General features: G+C 51.0%; 6 protein-coding genes, 7 tRNA genes, 3 rRNA genes, 1 riboswitch and 1 other annotated feature. Of the genes, 14 read left to right on the top strand and 2 right to left on the bottom strand.

Annotated features, from left to right (window positions below):
* Positions 1-38: 38 nt before the first annotated feature.
* On the bottom strand, positions 39-965 hold the full coding sequence (locus ACYVUU_RS07830) for an NAD(P)/FAD-dependent oxidoreductase (RefSeq protein WP_484500566.1): 927 nt from the start codon (positions 963-965) through the stop codon (positions 39-41).
* A gap of 548 nt (positions 966-1,513) precedes the next feature.
* Between ACYVUU_RS07830 and ACYVUU_RS07825 the strand changes: the two genes are divergently transcribed.
* From ACYVUU_RS07825 to ACYVUU_RS07770, 12 genes are all read left to right on the top strand, one after another.
* A 16S ribosomal RNA gene (locus tag ACYVUU_RS07825) occupies positions 1,514-3,076 on the top strand.
* Between the two features lie 114 nt (positions 3,077-3,190).
* A tRNA-Ile gene (locus ACYVUU_RS07820) sits at positions 3,191-3,264 on the top strand.
* Positions 3,265-3,332: 68 nt separating this feature from the next.
* Positions 3,333-3,405, top strand: a tRNA-Ala gene (locus ACYVUU_RS07815).
* A gap of 127 nt (positions 3,406-3,532) precedes the next feature.
* A 23S ribosomal RNA gene (locus ACYVUU_RS07810) occupies positions 3,533-6,438 on the top strand.
* A 69-nt stretch (positions 6,439-6,507) separates the two neighbouring features.
* Positions 6,508-6,624: ribosomal RNA gene (gene rrf, locus ACYVUU_RS07805) — 5S ribosomal RNA — on the top strand.
* Together the 16S, 23S and 5S rRNA genes with 7 tRNA genes alongside form the textbook arrangement of a ribosomal RNA operon.
* A gap of 7 nt (positions 6,625-6,631) precedes the next feature.
* A tRNA-Asn gene (locus ACYVUU_RS07800) sits at positions 6,632-6,704 on the top strand.
* Positions 6,705-6,712: 8 nt separating this feature from the next.
* Positions 6,713-6,803: transfer RNA gene (locus ACYVUU_RS07795), tRNA-Ser, on the top strand.
* Positions 6,804-6,809: 6 nt separating this feature from the next.
* Positions 6,810-6,883 (top strand) — tRNA-Met (locus tag ACYVUU_RS07790).
* Between the two features lie 135 nt (positions 6,884-7,018).
* Positions 7,019-7,090: transfer RNA gene (locus ACYVUU_RS07785), tRNA-Glu, on the top strand.
* Between the two features lie 3 nt (positions 7,091-7,093).
* Positions 7,094-7,166, top strand: a tRNA-Val gene (locus ACYVUU_RS07780).
* 65 nt (positions 7,167-7,231) lie between these two features.
* Positions 7,232-7,319: riboswitch (SMK box riboswitch) on the top strand.
* Positions 7,317-8,513: a methionine adenosyltransferase gene (metK, locus tag ACYVUU_RS07775; protein WP_484500565.1), complete on the top strand. Its 1,197-nt coding sequence runs from the start codon at positions 7,317-7,319 to the stop codon at positions 8,511-8,513. (Overlaps the previous riboswitch by 3 nt.)
* 63 nt (positions 8,514-8,576) lie before the next feature.
* Positions 8,577-10,025, top strand: coding sequence for an MDR family MFS transporter (locus ACYVUU_RS07770; protein WP_484500564.1), 1,449 nt, complete (start codon positions 8,577-8,579; stop codon positions 10,023-10,025).
* 59 nt (positions 10,026-10,084) lie between these two features.
* Here ACYVUU_RS07770 and ACYVUU_RS07765 read toward each other — a convergent pair whose 3' ends face one another.
* Entirely contained in the window at positions 10,085-10,744 is a 660-nt protein-coding gene (locus ACYVUU_RS07765) for a phosphatase PAP2 family protein (RefSeq protein ID WP_484500562.1), read from the bottom strand.
* 69 nt (positions 10,745-10,813) lie between these two features.
* Positions 10,814-10,996, top strand: a binding site (T-box leader).
* A gap of 43 nt (positions 10,997-11,039) precedes the next feature.
* On the opposite strand from ACYVUU_RS07765, the gene leuS reads away from it, so the two are divergent.
* On the top strand, positions 11,040-13,454 hold the full coding sequence (leuS, locus tag ACYVUU_RS07760) for a leucine--tRNA ligase (RefSeq protein ID WP_484500560.1): 2,415 nt from the start codon (positions 11,040-11,042) through the stop codon (positions 13,452-13,454).
* Positions 13,455-13,547: 93 nt separating this feature from the next.
* Positions 13,548-15,167, top strand: a complete 1,620-nt coding sequence (locus tag ACYVUU_RS07755; protein WP_484500559.1) for a putative polysaccharide biosynthesis protein — start codon at positions 13,548-13,550, stop codon at positions 15,165-15,167.
* Positions 15,168-15,545: the final 378 nt, after the last annotated feature.

The raw sequence follows: 15,545 nt of genomic DNA, 5'->3' as shown, positions 1-15,545 counted from the left end.
CAGTTCTTATTTCTTAACTTTTCTTTTTACTTTTTCAGCTAAATACTAGTTGAGTGGATAGTTAGGCTCTTTTCCGGAAAGAGGTCTTGCATGATCGCGTTGACCGCGATCTGGGCTTCCCCAAAACCGATCCCGATAACTGGCACCCGGCCCGGGTAACCGCAGGCATCGCCAATGGCATAGATGCCAGGCACGCTGGTCTGCATGGACCGGTCAACAGAAATGAGTCCTTGATCCAGGTCAACTCCCCACTTGCTGACGAAGCGGTTGTCGGCCCGGAAGCCGTAGGCGACCAGGATTTGGTCAAAAGTTTCCTGAGCGACTTCATCTCCGCCGACCTTTTTCAAGGAAATTTGCAGCTGATCATTTTTAACCTGCATGCTCTTTGGCAGGTAAGGGGTCTTCAAGGTTACCTTTTGGTCAGCCTTCAAGTTTTCCACGCTGCTTTCCATACCCCGGAACTGGTCGCGCCGGTGGACGAGGGTGACGTCAGCAATCTGGGAAAGCTCCTGGGCCCAGTCAAGGGCCGTGTCCCCGCCGCCGAAGATGCCGATCTTCTGGCCGGCGAACTGGTCAGGCTTTTTGAAAAAGTAGTGGATGTGGTCTTCAGCCTCCGGGGTTGCCTTGAGCGGAAACTTTTTAGCCTTGAAGGCCCCGTTGCCAGTTGCCACGATAATGCTGCGGACCTGGTATTCGCCATCGATCACGAAGTCGTCAGTTTTCTCCAGCTGGCTGACCTTGTGGCCGGTGACCAGGTCCTGGTCGGTCAAGTTGCCTAAAAGGCGCTTGGTCAAGTCAGCGGCGGTGATTTCATTGAAGACAGGGATGTCCAGGATCTTCTTGAAGGGGTAGAGCATTTCCGGTTGGCCGCCCGGCTCGTTCAAGGATTCAAGGATAACCGTCTTTAAGCCATGCAGGCGGGCGAAGTAGGCCGCGAAGAGGCCGACTGGTCCAGCACCAATCACGGCAAGATCATATTGTTTGATAAGCGAGATCTCCTTTCGAAAATATACTAAAACAACTTTACCATAGAACGCCGGCAAAATTAATTAAGAAGCGAAACGAAAAAAGTAAAAAACTTGTTACAGAAATTTAAAGCTGAAAACGGCAAAAATCGAACTATTCTTTCCGGCAAAAACGAATTTTTTAGCTAAAAACAGAAAAGTGGAATATAAGCAGAAAATTATCTGTCACAACTCTGCCGGGTGCACCAATCATAAAACGAATGAAAAAGCAAATTTGACGAATCAAAAAAAGCTAGTATACTAATATTTGTTGCCGCGTGAGACAAGCAAGTCTTGCGGAGGCACGAAAAAGAAAATATCAAAAACTTGTTGACAAGAAGTCAACAAGCGAGTAAGATATAAAACGTTGCGTCACTTGACGCAAGTTGGTACTTTGAAAACTGAACAAAGTTTCGCAGTGTGCGGGTCAAACATTGTTTGATCCAAACAAATAAGCGAAGTCAATTCGCAAGCAAATAATCTGGAGCAGATTAAAAAGGCTCAATTTTCAAATTGAGAGTTTGATCCTGGCTCAGGACGAACGCTGGCGGCGTGCCTAATACATGCAAGTCGAGCGAGCTGAATTCAAAGATTCCTTCGGGATGATTTGTTGGACGCTAGCGGCGGATGGGTGAGTAACACGTGGGCAATCTGCCCTAAAGACTGGGATACCACTTGGAAACAGGTGCTAATACCGGATAACAACATGAATCGCATGATTCAAGTTTGAAAGGCGGCTTTTAGCTGTCACTTTAGGATGAGCCCGCGGCGCATTAGCTAGTTGGTGGGGTAAAGGCCTACCAAGGCAATGATGCGTAGCCGAGTTGAGAGACTGATCGGCCACATTGGGACTGAGACACGGCCCAAACTCCTACGGGAGGCAGCAGTAGGGAATCTTCCACAATGGACGCAAGTCTGATGGAGCAACGCCGCGTGAGTGAAGAAGGTTTTCGGATCGTAAAGCTCTGTTGTTGGTGAAGAAGGATAGAGGCAGTAACTGGTCTTTATTTGACGGTAATCAACCAGAAAGTCACGGCTAACTACGTGCCAGCAGCCGCGGTAATACGTAGGTGGCAAGCGTTGTCCGGATTTATTGGGCGTAAAGCGAGCGCAGGCGGAATGATAAGTCTGATGTGAAAGCCCACGGCTCAACCGTGGAACTGCATCGGAAACTGTCATTCTTGAGTGCAGAAGAGGAGAGTGGAACTCCATGTGTAGCGGTGGAATGCGTAGATATATGGAAGAACACCAGTGGCGAAGGCGGCTCTCTGGTCTGCAACTGACGCTGAGGCTCGAAAGCATGGGTAGCGAACAGGATTAGATACCCTGGTAGTCCATGCCGTAAACGATGAGCGCTAGGTGTTGGGGACTTTCCGGTTCTCAGTGCCGCAGCAAACGCATTAAGCGCTCCGCCTGGGGAGTACGACCGCAAGGTTGAAACTCAAAGGAATTGACGGGGGCCCGCACAAGCGGTGGAGCATGTGGTTTAATTCGAAGCAACGCGAAGAACCTTACCAGGTCTTGACATCCTGTGCTACACCTAGAGATAGGTGGTTCTCTTCGGAGACGCAGAGACAGGTGGTGCATGGCTGTCGTCAGCTCGTGTCGTGAGATGTTGGGTTAAGTCCCGCAACGAGCGCAACCCTTGTCTTTAGTTGCCATCATTAAGTTGGGCACTCTAGAGAGACTGCCGGTGACAAACCGGAGGAAGGTGGGGATGACGTCAAGTCATCATGCCCCTTATGACCTGGGCTACACACGTGCTACAATGGGCAGTACAACGAGAAGCGAACCCGCGAGGGCAAGCGGATCTCTTAAAGCTGTTCTCAGTTCGGACTGCAGGCTGCAACTCGCCTGCACGAAGCTGGAATCGCTAGTAATCGCGGATCAGCACGCCGCGGTGAATACGTTCCCGGGCCTTGTACACACCGCCCGTCACACCATGGAAGTCTGCAATGCCCAAAGTCGGTGGGATAACCGCAAGGAGTCAGCCGCCTAAGGCAGGGCAGATGACTGGGGTGAAGTCGTAACAAGGTAGCCGTAGGAGAACCTGCGGCTGGATCACCTCCTTTCTAAGGAAAGACACACAATCAGAGAGTGGGAACACTAATAGACGATTGTGAGTTACGGAAGCACACTGCAAAAGAAACTTTGTTCAGTTTTGAGAGTACCAACAATAAGAACTTGGGCCTGTAGCTCAGCTGGTTAGAGCGCACGCTTGATAAGCGTGAGGTCGATGGTTCAAGTCCATCCAGGCCCATTGAAATGCGAAGAAAAGTCTTTACATTTCGGCTAAGATGGAGTAACATCTTAAAAGTTGATATTTACGGGGGCATAGCTCAGCTGGGAGAGCACCTGCTTTGCAAGCAGGAGGTCATCGGTTCGATCCCGTTTGCCTCCATTGGCCTAACGGCCAAGTTTGTACGTTGAAAACTGAATATCTTAATTCCAAGAAAAAACCGAGAATCATTGAGATCAATGAAAACATTGCAAAGCGACCGAGAGAGTTCGAAAGAACTGACTTGCAAGGTCAAGTGAAGAAGGGCGCACGGTGAATGCCTTGGCACTGGAAGCCGATGAAGGACGCGACTAACCGCGAAAGTCTTCGGGGAGCCGTAAGTAGGCTTTGATCCGGAGGTCTCCGAATGGGGGAACCCAGCATGTGCAGACATGCTATTCTTGTGTGAATACATAGCACAAGAAAGGAACACGCAGTGAACTGAAACATCTAAGTAGCTGCAGGAAGAGAAAGAAATATCGATTTCCCAAGTAGCGGCGAGCGAACAGGAAAGAGCCCAAACCGGCAGATTTATCTGCCGGGGTTGTAGGACTGAGACATGGCACTTCAGAGGATAGCAGAAGCGTTTGGGAAGACGCGCCAGAGAGGGTGAGAGCCCCGTAAGCGAAATCCAAAGAAGGCCTATCAGTATCCTGAGTAGGGCGGGACACGTGAAATCCCGTTTGAATCCGCGAGGACCATCTCGCAAGGCTAAATACTAACCAGTGACCGATAGTGAACCAGTACCGTGAGGGAAAGGTGAAAAGAACCCCGGGAGGGGAGTGAAAGAGAACCTGAAACCGTGTGCCTACAAGTAGTCAAAGCCCGTTAAGGGGTAATGGCGTGCCTTTTGTAGAATGAACCGGCGAGTTGCGTTAGTCAGCAAGGTTAAGTCAGAAAAGACGGAGCCGCAGCGAAAGCGAGTCTGAAGAGGGCGAGCAGTTGGCTGACGCAGACCCGAAACCAAGTGACCTACCCATGACCAGGTTGAAGGCGCGGTAAAACGCGCTGGAGGACCGAACCCACGTAAGTTGAAAATTGCGGGGATGAGTTGTGGGTAGCGGTGAAATTCCAAACGAACTTGGAGATAGCTGGTTCTCTCCGAAATAGCTTTAGGGCTAGCCTCGCAAAGAGGATGCTGGAGGTAGAGCTCTGTTTGGACTAGGGGCCCGTCAAGGGTTACTGAATTCAGATAAACTGCGAATTCCAGACATTTATGTGCGGGAGTCAGACTGCGAGTGATAAGATCCGTAGTCGAAAGGGAAACAGCCCAGATCACCAGTTAAGGTCCCAAAATTCATGCTAAGTGGAAAAGGATGTGGAGTTGCGCAGACAACTAGGACGTTGGCTCAGAAGCAGCCATCATTCAAAGAGTGCGTAATAGCTCACTAGTCGAGTGACGCCGCGCCGAAAATTTACCGGGGCTAAGCATGATACCGAAACTGTGGATGTGCGCAAGCACGTGGTAGGAGAGCGTTCTAGCGGCGGAGAAGCATGACCGAGAGGACATGTGGAGCTTCTAGAAGTGAGAATGCCGGTATGAGTAACGAAAGACAGGTGAGAATCCTGTCCGCCGCAAGACTAAGGTTTCCTGGGGCAGGCTCGTCCGCCCAGGGTAAGTCGGGACCTAAGGCGAGGCCGAGAGGCGTAGTCGATGGACAACAGGTTGAGATTCCTGTACTGCACCGAATCGTTATGAGCGATGGAGGGACGCAGGAGGCTAGCAGCGCGTGGTGCTGGATACCACGTTCAAGCGTCAAGTCTGAGAGCGAGTCAAATGCTTGCTCTCATAAGGACAAGGCGTGATGAGGAGCGAAATTATAGTAGCGAAGGCTGCGACGTCACACTGCCGAGAAAAGCTTCTAGCCAGAGACGGTGCACCCGTACCGCAAACCGACACAGGTAGTCGAGGAGAGTATCCTCAGGTGAGCGAGAGAACTCTCGTTAAGGAACTCGGCAAAATGGCCCCGTAACTTCGGGAGAAGGGGCGCTGGTCGCAAGATCAGCCGCAGTGAAAAGGCCCAAGCAACTGTTTATCAAAAACACAGGCATCTGCAAAATCGTAAGATGAAGTATAGGTGCTGACACCTGCCCGGTGCTGGAAGGTTAAGAGGAGAGCTTAGCGCAAGCGAAGGTTTGAATTGAAGCCCCAGTAAACGGCGGCCGTAACTATAACGGTCCTAAGGTAGCGAAATTCCTTGTCGGGTAAGTTCCGACCTGCACGAAAGGTGTAATGATTTGGGCACTGTCTCAACGAGAGACTCGGTGAAATTATAATACCCGTGAAGATGCGGGTTACCCGCGACAGGACGGAAAGACCCCATGGAGCTTTACTGCAGTTTAATATTGGGTATCTGTCAAGCATGTACAGGATAGGTAGGAGCCGGAGAAGATAGGACGCCAGTCTTATCTGAGGCGCTGTTGGGATACTACCCTTGCTTGACGGATGCTCTAACTCAGGCCTGTGATCCAGACCGAGGACAGTGTTTGACGGGCAGTTTGACTGGGGCGGTCGCCTCCTAAAGTGTAACGGAGGCGCCCAAAGGTTCCCTCAGAATGGTTGGAAATCATTCGCAGAGTGTAAAGGTAAAAGGGAGCTTGACTGCGAGAGAGACAACTCGAGCAGGTACGAAAGTAGGGCTTAGTGATCTGGTGGTACCGCATGGAAGGGCCATCACTCAACGGATAAAAGCTACCCTGGGGATAACAGGCTTATCTCCCCCAAGAGTTCACATCGACGGGGAGGTTTGGCACCTCGATGTCGGCTCGTCGCATCCTGGGGCTGAAGTCGGTCCCAAGGGTTGGGCTGTTCGCCCATTAAAGCGGCACGCGAGCTGGGTTCAGAACGTCGTGAGACAGTTCGGTCCCTATCCGTCGTGGGCGCAGGAAATTTGAGAGGAGCTGTCCTTAGTACGAGAGGACCGGGATGGACGCACCGCTGGTGTACCAGTTGTCTTGCCAAAGGCATCGCTGGGTAGCTATGTGCGGACGGGATAAGCGCTGAAAGCATCTAAGTGCGAAGCCCCCCTCAAGATGAGATTTCCCATTTCTTCAAGAAAGTAAGACACCTCAGAGACGATGAGGTAGATAGGCCGGGAGTGGAAGAAGCGTGAGCTTTGGAGCGGACCGGTACTAATCAGTCGAGGACTTGACCAAAAGAGCGAAGCAATGAAGGTTTTGACTTGGAAAAGATATTCAGTTTTGAGCGTGCAAGCTCAAAGAGAGTGCGGTGGCAATGGCAAGAAGGATACACCTGTTCCCATGCCGAACACAGCAGTTAAGCTTCTTAACGCCGAAAGTAGTTGGTGGGAAACTGCCTGCGAGGATAGGAAGCTGCCGCGCTCAACATTCCGCCTTAGCTCAGTTGGTAGAGCGCTTGACTGTTAATCAGGATGTCGTCAGTTCGAGTCTGACAGGCGGAGTTTAATATGGAGTGTTGTCCGAGCGGCTGAAGGAGCATGATTGGAAATCATGTATACGGGTAAATACCTGTATCGAGGGTTCAAATCCCTCACACTCCGTTTTATGGCGGTGTAGCTCAGCTGGCTAGAGCGTCCGGTTCATACCCGGGAGGTCGAGGGTTCGATCCCCCCCGCCGCTATAAGCAATCCACGACATGGTCGTGGATTTTTTGTTTTTATTTTTATCTGTCTTGCTATTTTTCTGAAAATTTTTTCGTAAAAAAGACTTGCATTGGCAGGGAATTGCTGTATACTAGTAAACGTGCTTACGAAACGGCCCGTTGGTCAAGTGGTTAAGACACCGCCCTTTCACGGCGGTAACATGGGTTCAAATCCCGTACGGGTCATATGGAGGATTAGCTCAGCTGGGAGAGCATCTGCCTTACAAGCAGAGGGTCACAGGTTCGAGCCCTGTATCCTCCATTGTTCAGAAGGTTACCGGACGGTAATCTTTTTTTTTACAAAAAACTGAACATATTTAAAATATTATTTGTTACAAGTCCTGATAGGATTCACCAAATTGGTGAAGATGCCTTGTAACCGTGTAGCTAGTCTATAGGGGGACACACATAGATGGAAAAGCACTTATTTACGTCAGAATCAGTTTCAGAAGGACACCCGGACAAGGTCGCTGACCAGATCTCCGATGCCATCCTGGACGCGGTACTCGCGCAGGACCCGCAAGCCCACGTGGCCTGTGAGACTTCTGTAACTACCGGTTTGGTCTTGCTCTTCGGGGAAATCTCGACCACGGCTAATGTTGACTACCAGCAGGTCGCGCGAAAGACGATCCGTGAGATCGGCTATAATGACCCGGACCTGGGCTTTGACGCCGACAACTGCGCTGTATTGGTAGCACTGGACAAGCAGTCGCCTGACATCGCCGGCGGGGTTGATGAAGCCCTGGAAGTCCGGGGAGAAGACGACAGCGATGAACTCGACCAGATCGGGGCCGGTGACCAGGGGCTCATGTTCGGTTTCGCCATCAACGAAACGCCGGAACTGATGCCTTTGCCGATTTCCCTGGCCCACCGCTTGATGCGCAAAGTAGCCCAGCTGAGAAAAGACGGGACTTTCCCTTGGCTGCGGCCAGATGCCAAGGCCCAGGTCACGGTGGAATACGATGGTGCCGGCAAGCCTAAGCGGGTGGACACGGTAGTTATTTCTACCCAGACCAGTCCTGACGTGACTAACGAAGAGATCCGGGTGGCCATGGTCCACGATGTGATCAAGGAAGTCATTCCAGATAAGTTCCTGGATGACGAGACCAAGTACCTGATCAACCCATCCGGCCGCTTTGTTATCGGGGGGCCAAAGGGCGACGCCGGTTTGACTGGCCGCAAGATCATTGTCGACACTTACGGCGGCTATGCCCGCCACGGCGGCGGTGCCTTCAGCGGCAAGGACGCCACCAAGGTCGACAGAAGCGCCTCATACGCTGCCCGCTATGTGGCTAAGAACATTGTAGCTGCTGGCCTGGCTGACCGCTGTGAAGTGCAATTGGCCTACGCCATTGGGGTAGCCCACCCGGTTTCCATCATGATTGATACTGCCGGGACCGGCAAGGTGAGCGACCAGCTTTTGACCGAAGCTGTCCGGGCTAACTTTGACCTGCGGCCAGCCGGGATCATCAAGATGCTGGACTTGCGCCGGCCAATCTACAAGCAGACGGCTGCTTACGGCCACTTTGGCCGCACTGACATCGATCTGCCTTGGGAAAAGACCGACAAGGCTGAAGCTCTCCGAGCTTTCGTTAACGGCCGCAAGTAATATTTTTACGACAACTGAATACACGTAAGACATAACGTAACATAAATTTCGTTGGAGAAAAGAATGAAGAAAACAAACGTGAAAATGGTCACGCTCGCTGTCTTTATCACCACTTTTATGTCCGCGATCGAAGGCACCATTGTTTCGACCGCGATGCCAACCATTATCGCCGATTTGGACGGGCTGGCAATCATGAGCTGGGTGGTGTCTGTCTTTCTGCTGATGACGGCAGTCTCAACGCCAATTTATGGGAAACTGGCTGATAGCGTAGGACGCAAGCCAGTTTTTTTATTTGGCATCGGACTTTTTGTGCTCGGCTCAGCCCTCTGCGGCTTTTCGCATTCAATGGTGGAATTGATCATCTTCCGCGTCCTGCAGGGCCTTGGTTCAGGGGCTATTCAGACAGCCGGGGTGACCGTTTTAGCCGACATGTATGACATTGACAAGCGGGCAAAAATGCTGGGACTGACCTCGGGTTTCTGGGGCCTGGCTTCAGTTATCGCTCCGCTTTTAGGCGGCTTTATCGTCCAGCACTTGTCTTGGCACTGGGTCTTTATGATCAACGTGCCAATCGGCTTGATCGCCTTTTTGCTGGTCGCTTTCTACCTGCATGAGGATATTGCTAAAAACAAATTACAGATCGACCTCAAGGGCAGCTTCAGCTTAGTCATCTTTTTGCTTTCCTTGATGCTCCTTTTGCAGGGTCTGGAAAAAGGCTTCAGCTGGACCTTGCTGGCTTTGGCGGCAATCATGCTGGTCAGCCTCTGCCTTTTTGTCAAGGTGGAAAAAACTGCCGCTGACCCGATCATTCCCTTCAGCATTTTGAAAGACAAGGAATTTCTGTCGGTCAACATCTTACAGCTCCTGGTGTCCGGGGTCGTGATCGGCTTTGAATTCTATATCCCGACCTGGCTGCAGGGGATCAACGGGGTCAGCGCTTCAATCGCCGGCTTTGCCATTACGCCAAGCTCCCTTTTATGGGTCTGTGGATCCTTCCTGGCCGGCGACCTTATGGGTCGGTGGGGAACGCAGAAGTTCTTTGACGCCTCACTCTTTCTTTTGCTTGGGGCTGACCTGGCCTTTATCTTGATTCCAACCTACACGCCATTTTGGGTCTTCTGCTTGATTGCCGTCTTCAACGGGATTGGCTTCGGCAGCATCGCCACGGCCAGCCAGGTCCGGGCCCAGATGGTGGTCGACAAGAGCCAGGTAGGGGTGGCAACTTCTTTTAACACCTTGATGAAGTATCTGGGGCAGACCGTGATGATGGTCTTTTACGGGATGACCTTCAACGCGGTCGTGGCCAGCGGGCTCAAAAAGCACCCTTCCTTGACCAGTGAGATGATGAACAAGATTGTCTCCCCAGCCCAGGCTAAAAGCCTGGATCCGGCCGTTTTGGCTCCTTTGCGGGAAATCCTGCACTCAGCCATGCGGGGGATCTACATCGTTTCTTTGATTGCCTTGCTTTTGTCTTTGGTCTTCAACCATATCTACCGGCAGAAGAAGGACTAGGCAAAAATCTGAATGCAAACAAAAATCTGCTCACGGACTGGTGAGCAGATTTTTTGTTATTAAGGATTTAGTTTATTCTTTTTGTCCAAGGCCTTGAAAAAGAGCCAGCTAGCCAGGGAACTGAAGGCCAGGCCCTCACACCAGCCGCCTAAGACGTCGCTTGGCCAGTGAACGTGCAGGTACATTCTGGTAAAGCCAATCGACAGGGTGAAGAAGACGCAAAAGCCTATCAACCAGTATTTCAGCGGCTTCTTTTTTACCAGGACGACGATCAAGGCGATCAAGACCAAGGCCAAAGTCATAGAGCCGACTGAGTGGCCAGACGGGAAGGAGAAGCCGTCGGCGTGAACCGTTTTGTCCATCCGGGGCCGCTGGCGCTGAATGATGTTCTTGATAACCGAGTTGCAGTAATTAGCCGCGATCATGGTCAAGCTGGCGAAGACGGCGTGGATATAGTTCCGCCGGTAGATCAGGAAAAGGACCAGAATCACCGTAAAGACCGTGATGGTTAGCGTGTTGCCAAGCTGGGTCCAGTAAAAGGTCAGCTGCTTTTCGACTGGACTGTTGTTTCTGATGGCATTGTAGACTACCGTGTCAAAAGTTTTGATAAAGGGATTCTTGCTGGCGATCAGGTAGACCCAATAGGCAAAAAAGATGCTGAAGGCGCCGCCAAAAATTAAAAGCGGCTGATAATTAACTTTATTTTCTTTCGTATTCAATTGTTTTTAATTTTTCTCCTTGTAAAATTTTGGCCATGTGGTAAAGTATAATCGTTATAGAGAAAATAATAAAGGGCAGGGAGTAGTAGAAATTTTTCTTTCTTCAGAGAAGAGCCGGTGGCTGCGAGGCTTGAAAGAGAAATTTTGAACTCACCCGGACAATGCCAAAGTGTTGTTTCGCTTTAAGAAACATTTGAGTGTCACGCGAAAGCGTGGAACTTAGGTGGTACCGCGAAACAATTCGTCCTATGTTTGAACATAGGGCGTTTTTTGTTTTTAGGAAAGGATTTAGCAGATGTACAACCATAAAGTTGTCGAAAAGAAGTGGCAAAAGTACTGGCTGGAAAACAAGACTTTTAAGACTGGGACTGACCCAAAGAAGCCAAAGTACTACGTACTTGACATGTTCCCTTACCCATCAGGCAAGGGGCTGCACGTTGGTCACCCGGAAGGCTACACGGCTACTGACATCATGGCCAGAATGAAGCGGGCCCAAGGCTACAACGTCTTGCACCCAATGGGCTGGGATGCCTTCGGCCTGCCGGCTGAACAATACGCCCTGCAAACTGGTAACGACCCGGCTACTTTCACTGACCAAAACATTGCCCACTTCAAAAAGCAGCTGCAAGCTTTGGGCTTCTCTTATGACTGGGACCGGGAAATCAAGACCACTGACCCGAACTACTACAAGTGGACCCAGTGGATTTTTGAACAAATGTACAAGATGGGCCTGGCTTATGAAGCTGAAGTGCCAGTTAACTGGTCACCAGACCTGGGCACGGTTGTCGCCAACGAAGAAGTTATCGACGGCAAGACTGAACGGGGCGGCTACCCGGTTTACCGGCGCAAGATGCGGCAATGGATGCTGAAGATCACCGCTTACGCTGACCGTTTGCTGGATGACCTGGATGACTTGGACTGGCCAGAACCGATCAAGGAAATGCAAAGAAACTGGATCGGCCGCTCAGTTGGGGCTCAAGTAACCTTCAAGATCAAGGATTCAGACAAGAGCTTTGACATCTTCACCACCCGGCCAGACACCCTCTTTGGCTGCTCATACACGGTTTTGGCACCGGAAAACGACCTGGTCAAGGAAATCACTACGCCAGAACAAAAGGAAGCAGTTGATGCCTACATCAAGTCCATCGAATCCAAGTCTGACCTGGAAAGAACTGACTTGAACAAGGACAAGACCGGGGTCTTCACTGGTGCTTACGCCATCAACCCAGTCAACGGGGAAGAAGTGCCGGTCTGGATCTCTGACTACGTACTGGCAACTTACGGGACCGGGGCAGTTATGGCTGTTCCAGCCCACGACGAAAGAGACTACGCTTTTGCCACTAAGTTCGACCTGCCAATCAAGGAAGTCGTTGAAGGCGGCGACATCAGCAAGGAAGCCTTTGCTGGCGACGGTGCCCACGTCAACTCAGAATTTTTGAACGGCCTCCGCAATGAAGAAGCCAAGGCCAAGATGGTTGACTGGCTGACTGAAAAGGGCGTCGGCGAAAAGAAGGTCAACTACAAGATGCGGGACTGGAACTTCTCCCGTCAGCGCTACTGGGGTGAACCAATTCCGGTTATCCACTGGGAAGACGGGGAAACCACTTTGGTTCCAGAAGACGAATTGCCGCTGCGTCTGCCAAAGGAAACCAACATCAAGCCATCTGGTACTCCGGAAAGCCCGCTGGCTAACCTGACTGACTGGGTCAACGTTGTTGACGAAAACGGCAGAAAGGGCAAGCGGGAAACCAACACCATGCCGCAATGGGCTGGTTCAAGCTGGTACTTCCTCCGCTACATCGACCCGCACAACGACAAGGCTCTGGCAGACCCGGAACTCTTGAAGAAGTGGATGCCGGTTGACCTCTACATCGGCGGGGCAGAACACGCGACCCTGCACCTGCTTTACGCTAGATTCTGGCACAAGGTTCTTTACGACCTGGGTGTCGTGCCAACCAAGGAACCGTTCCAAAAGCTCTACAACCAGGGCTTGATCCTGAAGAACCATGAAAAGATGTCCAAGTCCCGCGGCAACGTGGTCAACCCAGACGATGTCGTTGACGAATACGGTGCAGACAGCCTGCGGACTTACGAAATGTTCATGGGGCCACTGAATGCTTCAATCGACTGGGACGACAACGGTCCTTCCGGTGTCAAGAAGTTCCTTGACCGGGTATGGCGGACTTTTGTCAACGACCTGGACCTGGACCCGATCCCGTCTGAAAAGATCAGTGACGAAAACGACGGCAAGCTGGACAAGATCTACAACGAAACGGTCAAGGTCGTTACGGAACACTTTGAAGAATTGCGCTTCAACACTGCTATTTCCCAAATGATGGTCTTCATGAACGCCTGCCAAAAGGTCGACAAGATTCCGCGGGAATACGCTGAAGGCTTCGTCAAGCTGATGGCGCCAGTTGCTCCGCACATGATGGAAGAAATCTGGCATGTCTTCGGCCACGACGAAAGCGTGCAGTTTGCTAGCTGGCCAACTTACGACGCAAGCAAGCTGGTTGAAAGCACGGTTGAAATGGCTGTTACGGTCAACGGCAAGAAGCGGGGCAACTTCCAAATCGCCAAGGATGCAAGCAGAGAAGAAGCCCAAGCAGCCGCAACCGCTCTGCCGCACGTCAAGGAATTTTTGGAAGGCAAGGAGATCAAGAAGGTCATTGTCGTGCCAAACAAGATCGTGAACATTGTTGCCAAATAATCTAAAATTTTCCTAAAAAATCAATTTATGGTATATTTCAAGCTGGATCAGGAATATGATAGTAGGTTGAAGTATAAGGATTAGGGAAGTTTTATGGCAAAAAACAAATCACAGACCAACTCCCAGGCCCAGCTTTTAAAGGGCTCGGCCTGGATGACTATTGGCTCTATCCTGTCGCGGATTCTTGGGGCGATCTATATCATCCCTTGGTATGCCTGGATGGGAAAGTATGGCAACTTGGCCAACTCACTGACGGCGAAGAGCTACAACATCTATAGCCTGTTCATTATCATCTCCACCGCGGGCATTCCAGGGGCAATCGCCAAGCAGATTGCCAAATACAATGCCCTTAATGAATACGGGGTCGGCCGCAAGCTCTTTAGGCACGGCCTGGTCTTGATGGGAGCTTTCGGGATTATCTCGGCGGCCTGCATGTACTTTTTGGCCTTGCCGCTGTCTGGCTTTAACCCCCAGGAAGTTCCGGTGATCCGGAGCCTGTCCATCGCGGTTTTGATCATCCCGATCTTGAGCATTTTGCGGGGCTATTTCCAGGGCTTCAACGACATGATGCCAAGTGCCATGTCCCAGTTTGTGGAACAACTGGCCCGGGTGATCTGGATGCTTTTGACGGCCTATGTGATCATGCGGGTCCAGCATGGCAATTATGTTGACGCGGTAACTCAGTCCAACCTGGCTGCCGCGATCGGGGCCGTGTTCGGTATTGGCCTGCTGGTGATTTTTTACCTCAAGCAGAAGCGGACGGTGGATCCCTTGATCGCCCAGTCCAACAATCAGGTGCAAGTTTCGACCAACAGCCTGCTTTTTGAAATCATTCAGCAGTCGATTCCCTTCATCATCATTGACTCCGGGATCAACATCTTCCAGCTGGTGGACCAGTATACCTTCCACCCGATGATTGCCAGCTTCATGCACGTGCCTTTTGATGAAGTAGAAAGCTGGTACGCCTTGTTCGGCTTGAACGCCAACAAGCTGATCATGATCGTGGTTTCCTTGTCAACGGCCATGGCCGTTACCGCCATTCCGCTTTTGTCAGGGGCCCACGCCAGAAGGGACTACCGGGATATTTCCCGCCAGATCGGCAATACCTTGGAACTTTTCCTGTTTGTCTTATTGCCGGCTTCACTGGGGATGGCCGCGATTTCAGATCCTCTGTACACGATCTTCTACGGCTATGACCGGCTGGGAGCCCATGTCTTGTACTTGTCCTCCTTCACGGCCATCAGCTTGGGGATGTTTACGGTCCTCATGGCCATCTTGCAGGGGCTGGATGAAAACATGTACGCGATCCGCTATCTGATTCTCGGTTTGGTCATCAAGTCAATCGTCCAGTACCCGATGATCCGTCTCTTCAAGGTCTATGGCCCGCTTCTGGCGACCAATCTGGGCCTTTTGGCGGTCATCGCCATGTCCCTCAAGCACCTCAGCGTGAAATACCGCTGGCGGGCTGACCGGACCATGCGGCGCTTTATCGGGATTGCCAGCTTCTCCTTAGTGATGTTCGCGGCAGTATTTGCCACGGTCAAGCTGGGCGGGCTCTTCCTCAGTCCATACCGCCGCCTGTCAGCTATGCTGCTCAGTGCTCTTGCGGTTGGGGTAGGCGTAATAGTCTACGGGGCCTTGAGCCTTAAAACCGGCTTGGCTGAAAACATCTTGGGCAGCCGGGTGACCCGGATCATGCAAAAGTTCAGATAAGTTTGGATAAAAAGAATAAGAGTCATTGAAAGATCCTCCTTTTGGAGGGTCTTTTTTTCGCCATTTTTGGAATTTTTTCATTCGCTTTTTTGCCCAAATCGTCTATTCATGGCAAAAATCTTGCGAAAAAAGTTGCAAAAGGTCTTGGTCTGACGGGGGATAGGCGGTCTTTTTGATAAAACTATTTTTTAGTTTGTGAATAAAAACAATTCGATGGTTGCCAGTACTTTAACAGAAAAGTCTTTTGGAAAGATTGTTATTTTGGCAAAGGAAACGGTTACAAGAAATTCCTCCAAAAAACTTGTAAGAAACTGTTGACATTTTTTCACAAAAGGGCAATAATCAATAGTGAAAAGTGAAAAGGCTTACAAGCTCTAG

It is taken from the genome of Lactobacillus sp. WILCCON 0058 (assembly GCF_057198005.1).
The sequence above is the reverse complement of the archived record's forward strand: the minus strand, read 5'-3'. Positions and strand labels throughout refer to the sequence as shown.

Coding starts and splice junctions, on each gene's coding strand:
- leuS (WP_484500560.1), top strand. CDS start 11,040: ATGTACAACCATAAAGTTGTCGAAAAGAAGTGGCAAAAGTACTGGCTG.
- metK (WP_484500565.1), top strand. CDS start 7,317: ATGGAAAAGCACTTATTTACGTCAGAATCAGTTTCAGAAGGACACCCG.
- ACYVUU_RS07755 (WP_484500559.1), top strand. CDS start 13,548: ATGGCAAAAAACAAATCACAGACCAACTCCCAGGCCCAGCTTTTAAAG.
- ACYVUU_RS07770 (WP_484500564.1), top strand. CDS start 8,577: ATGAAGAAAACAAACGTGAAAATGGTCACGCTCGCTGTCTTTATCACC.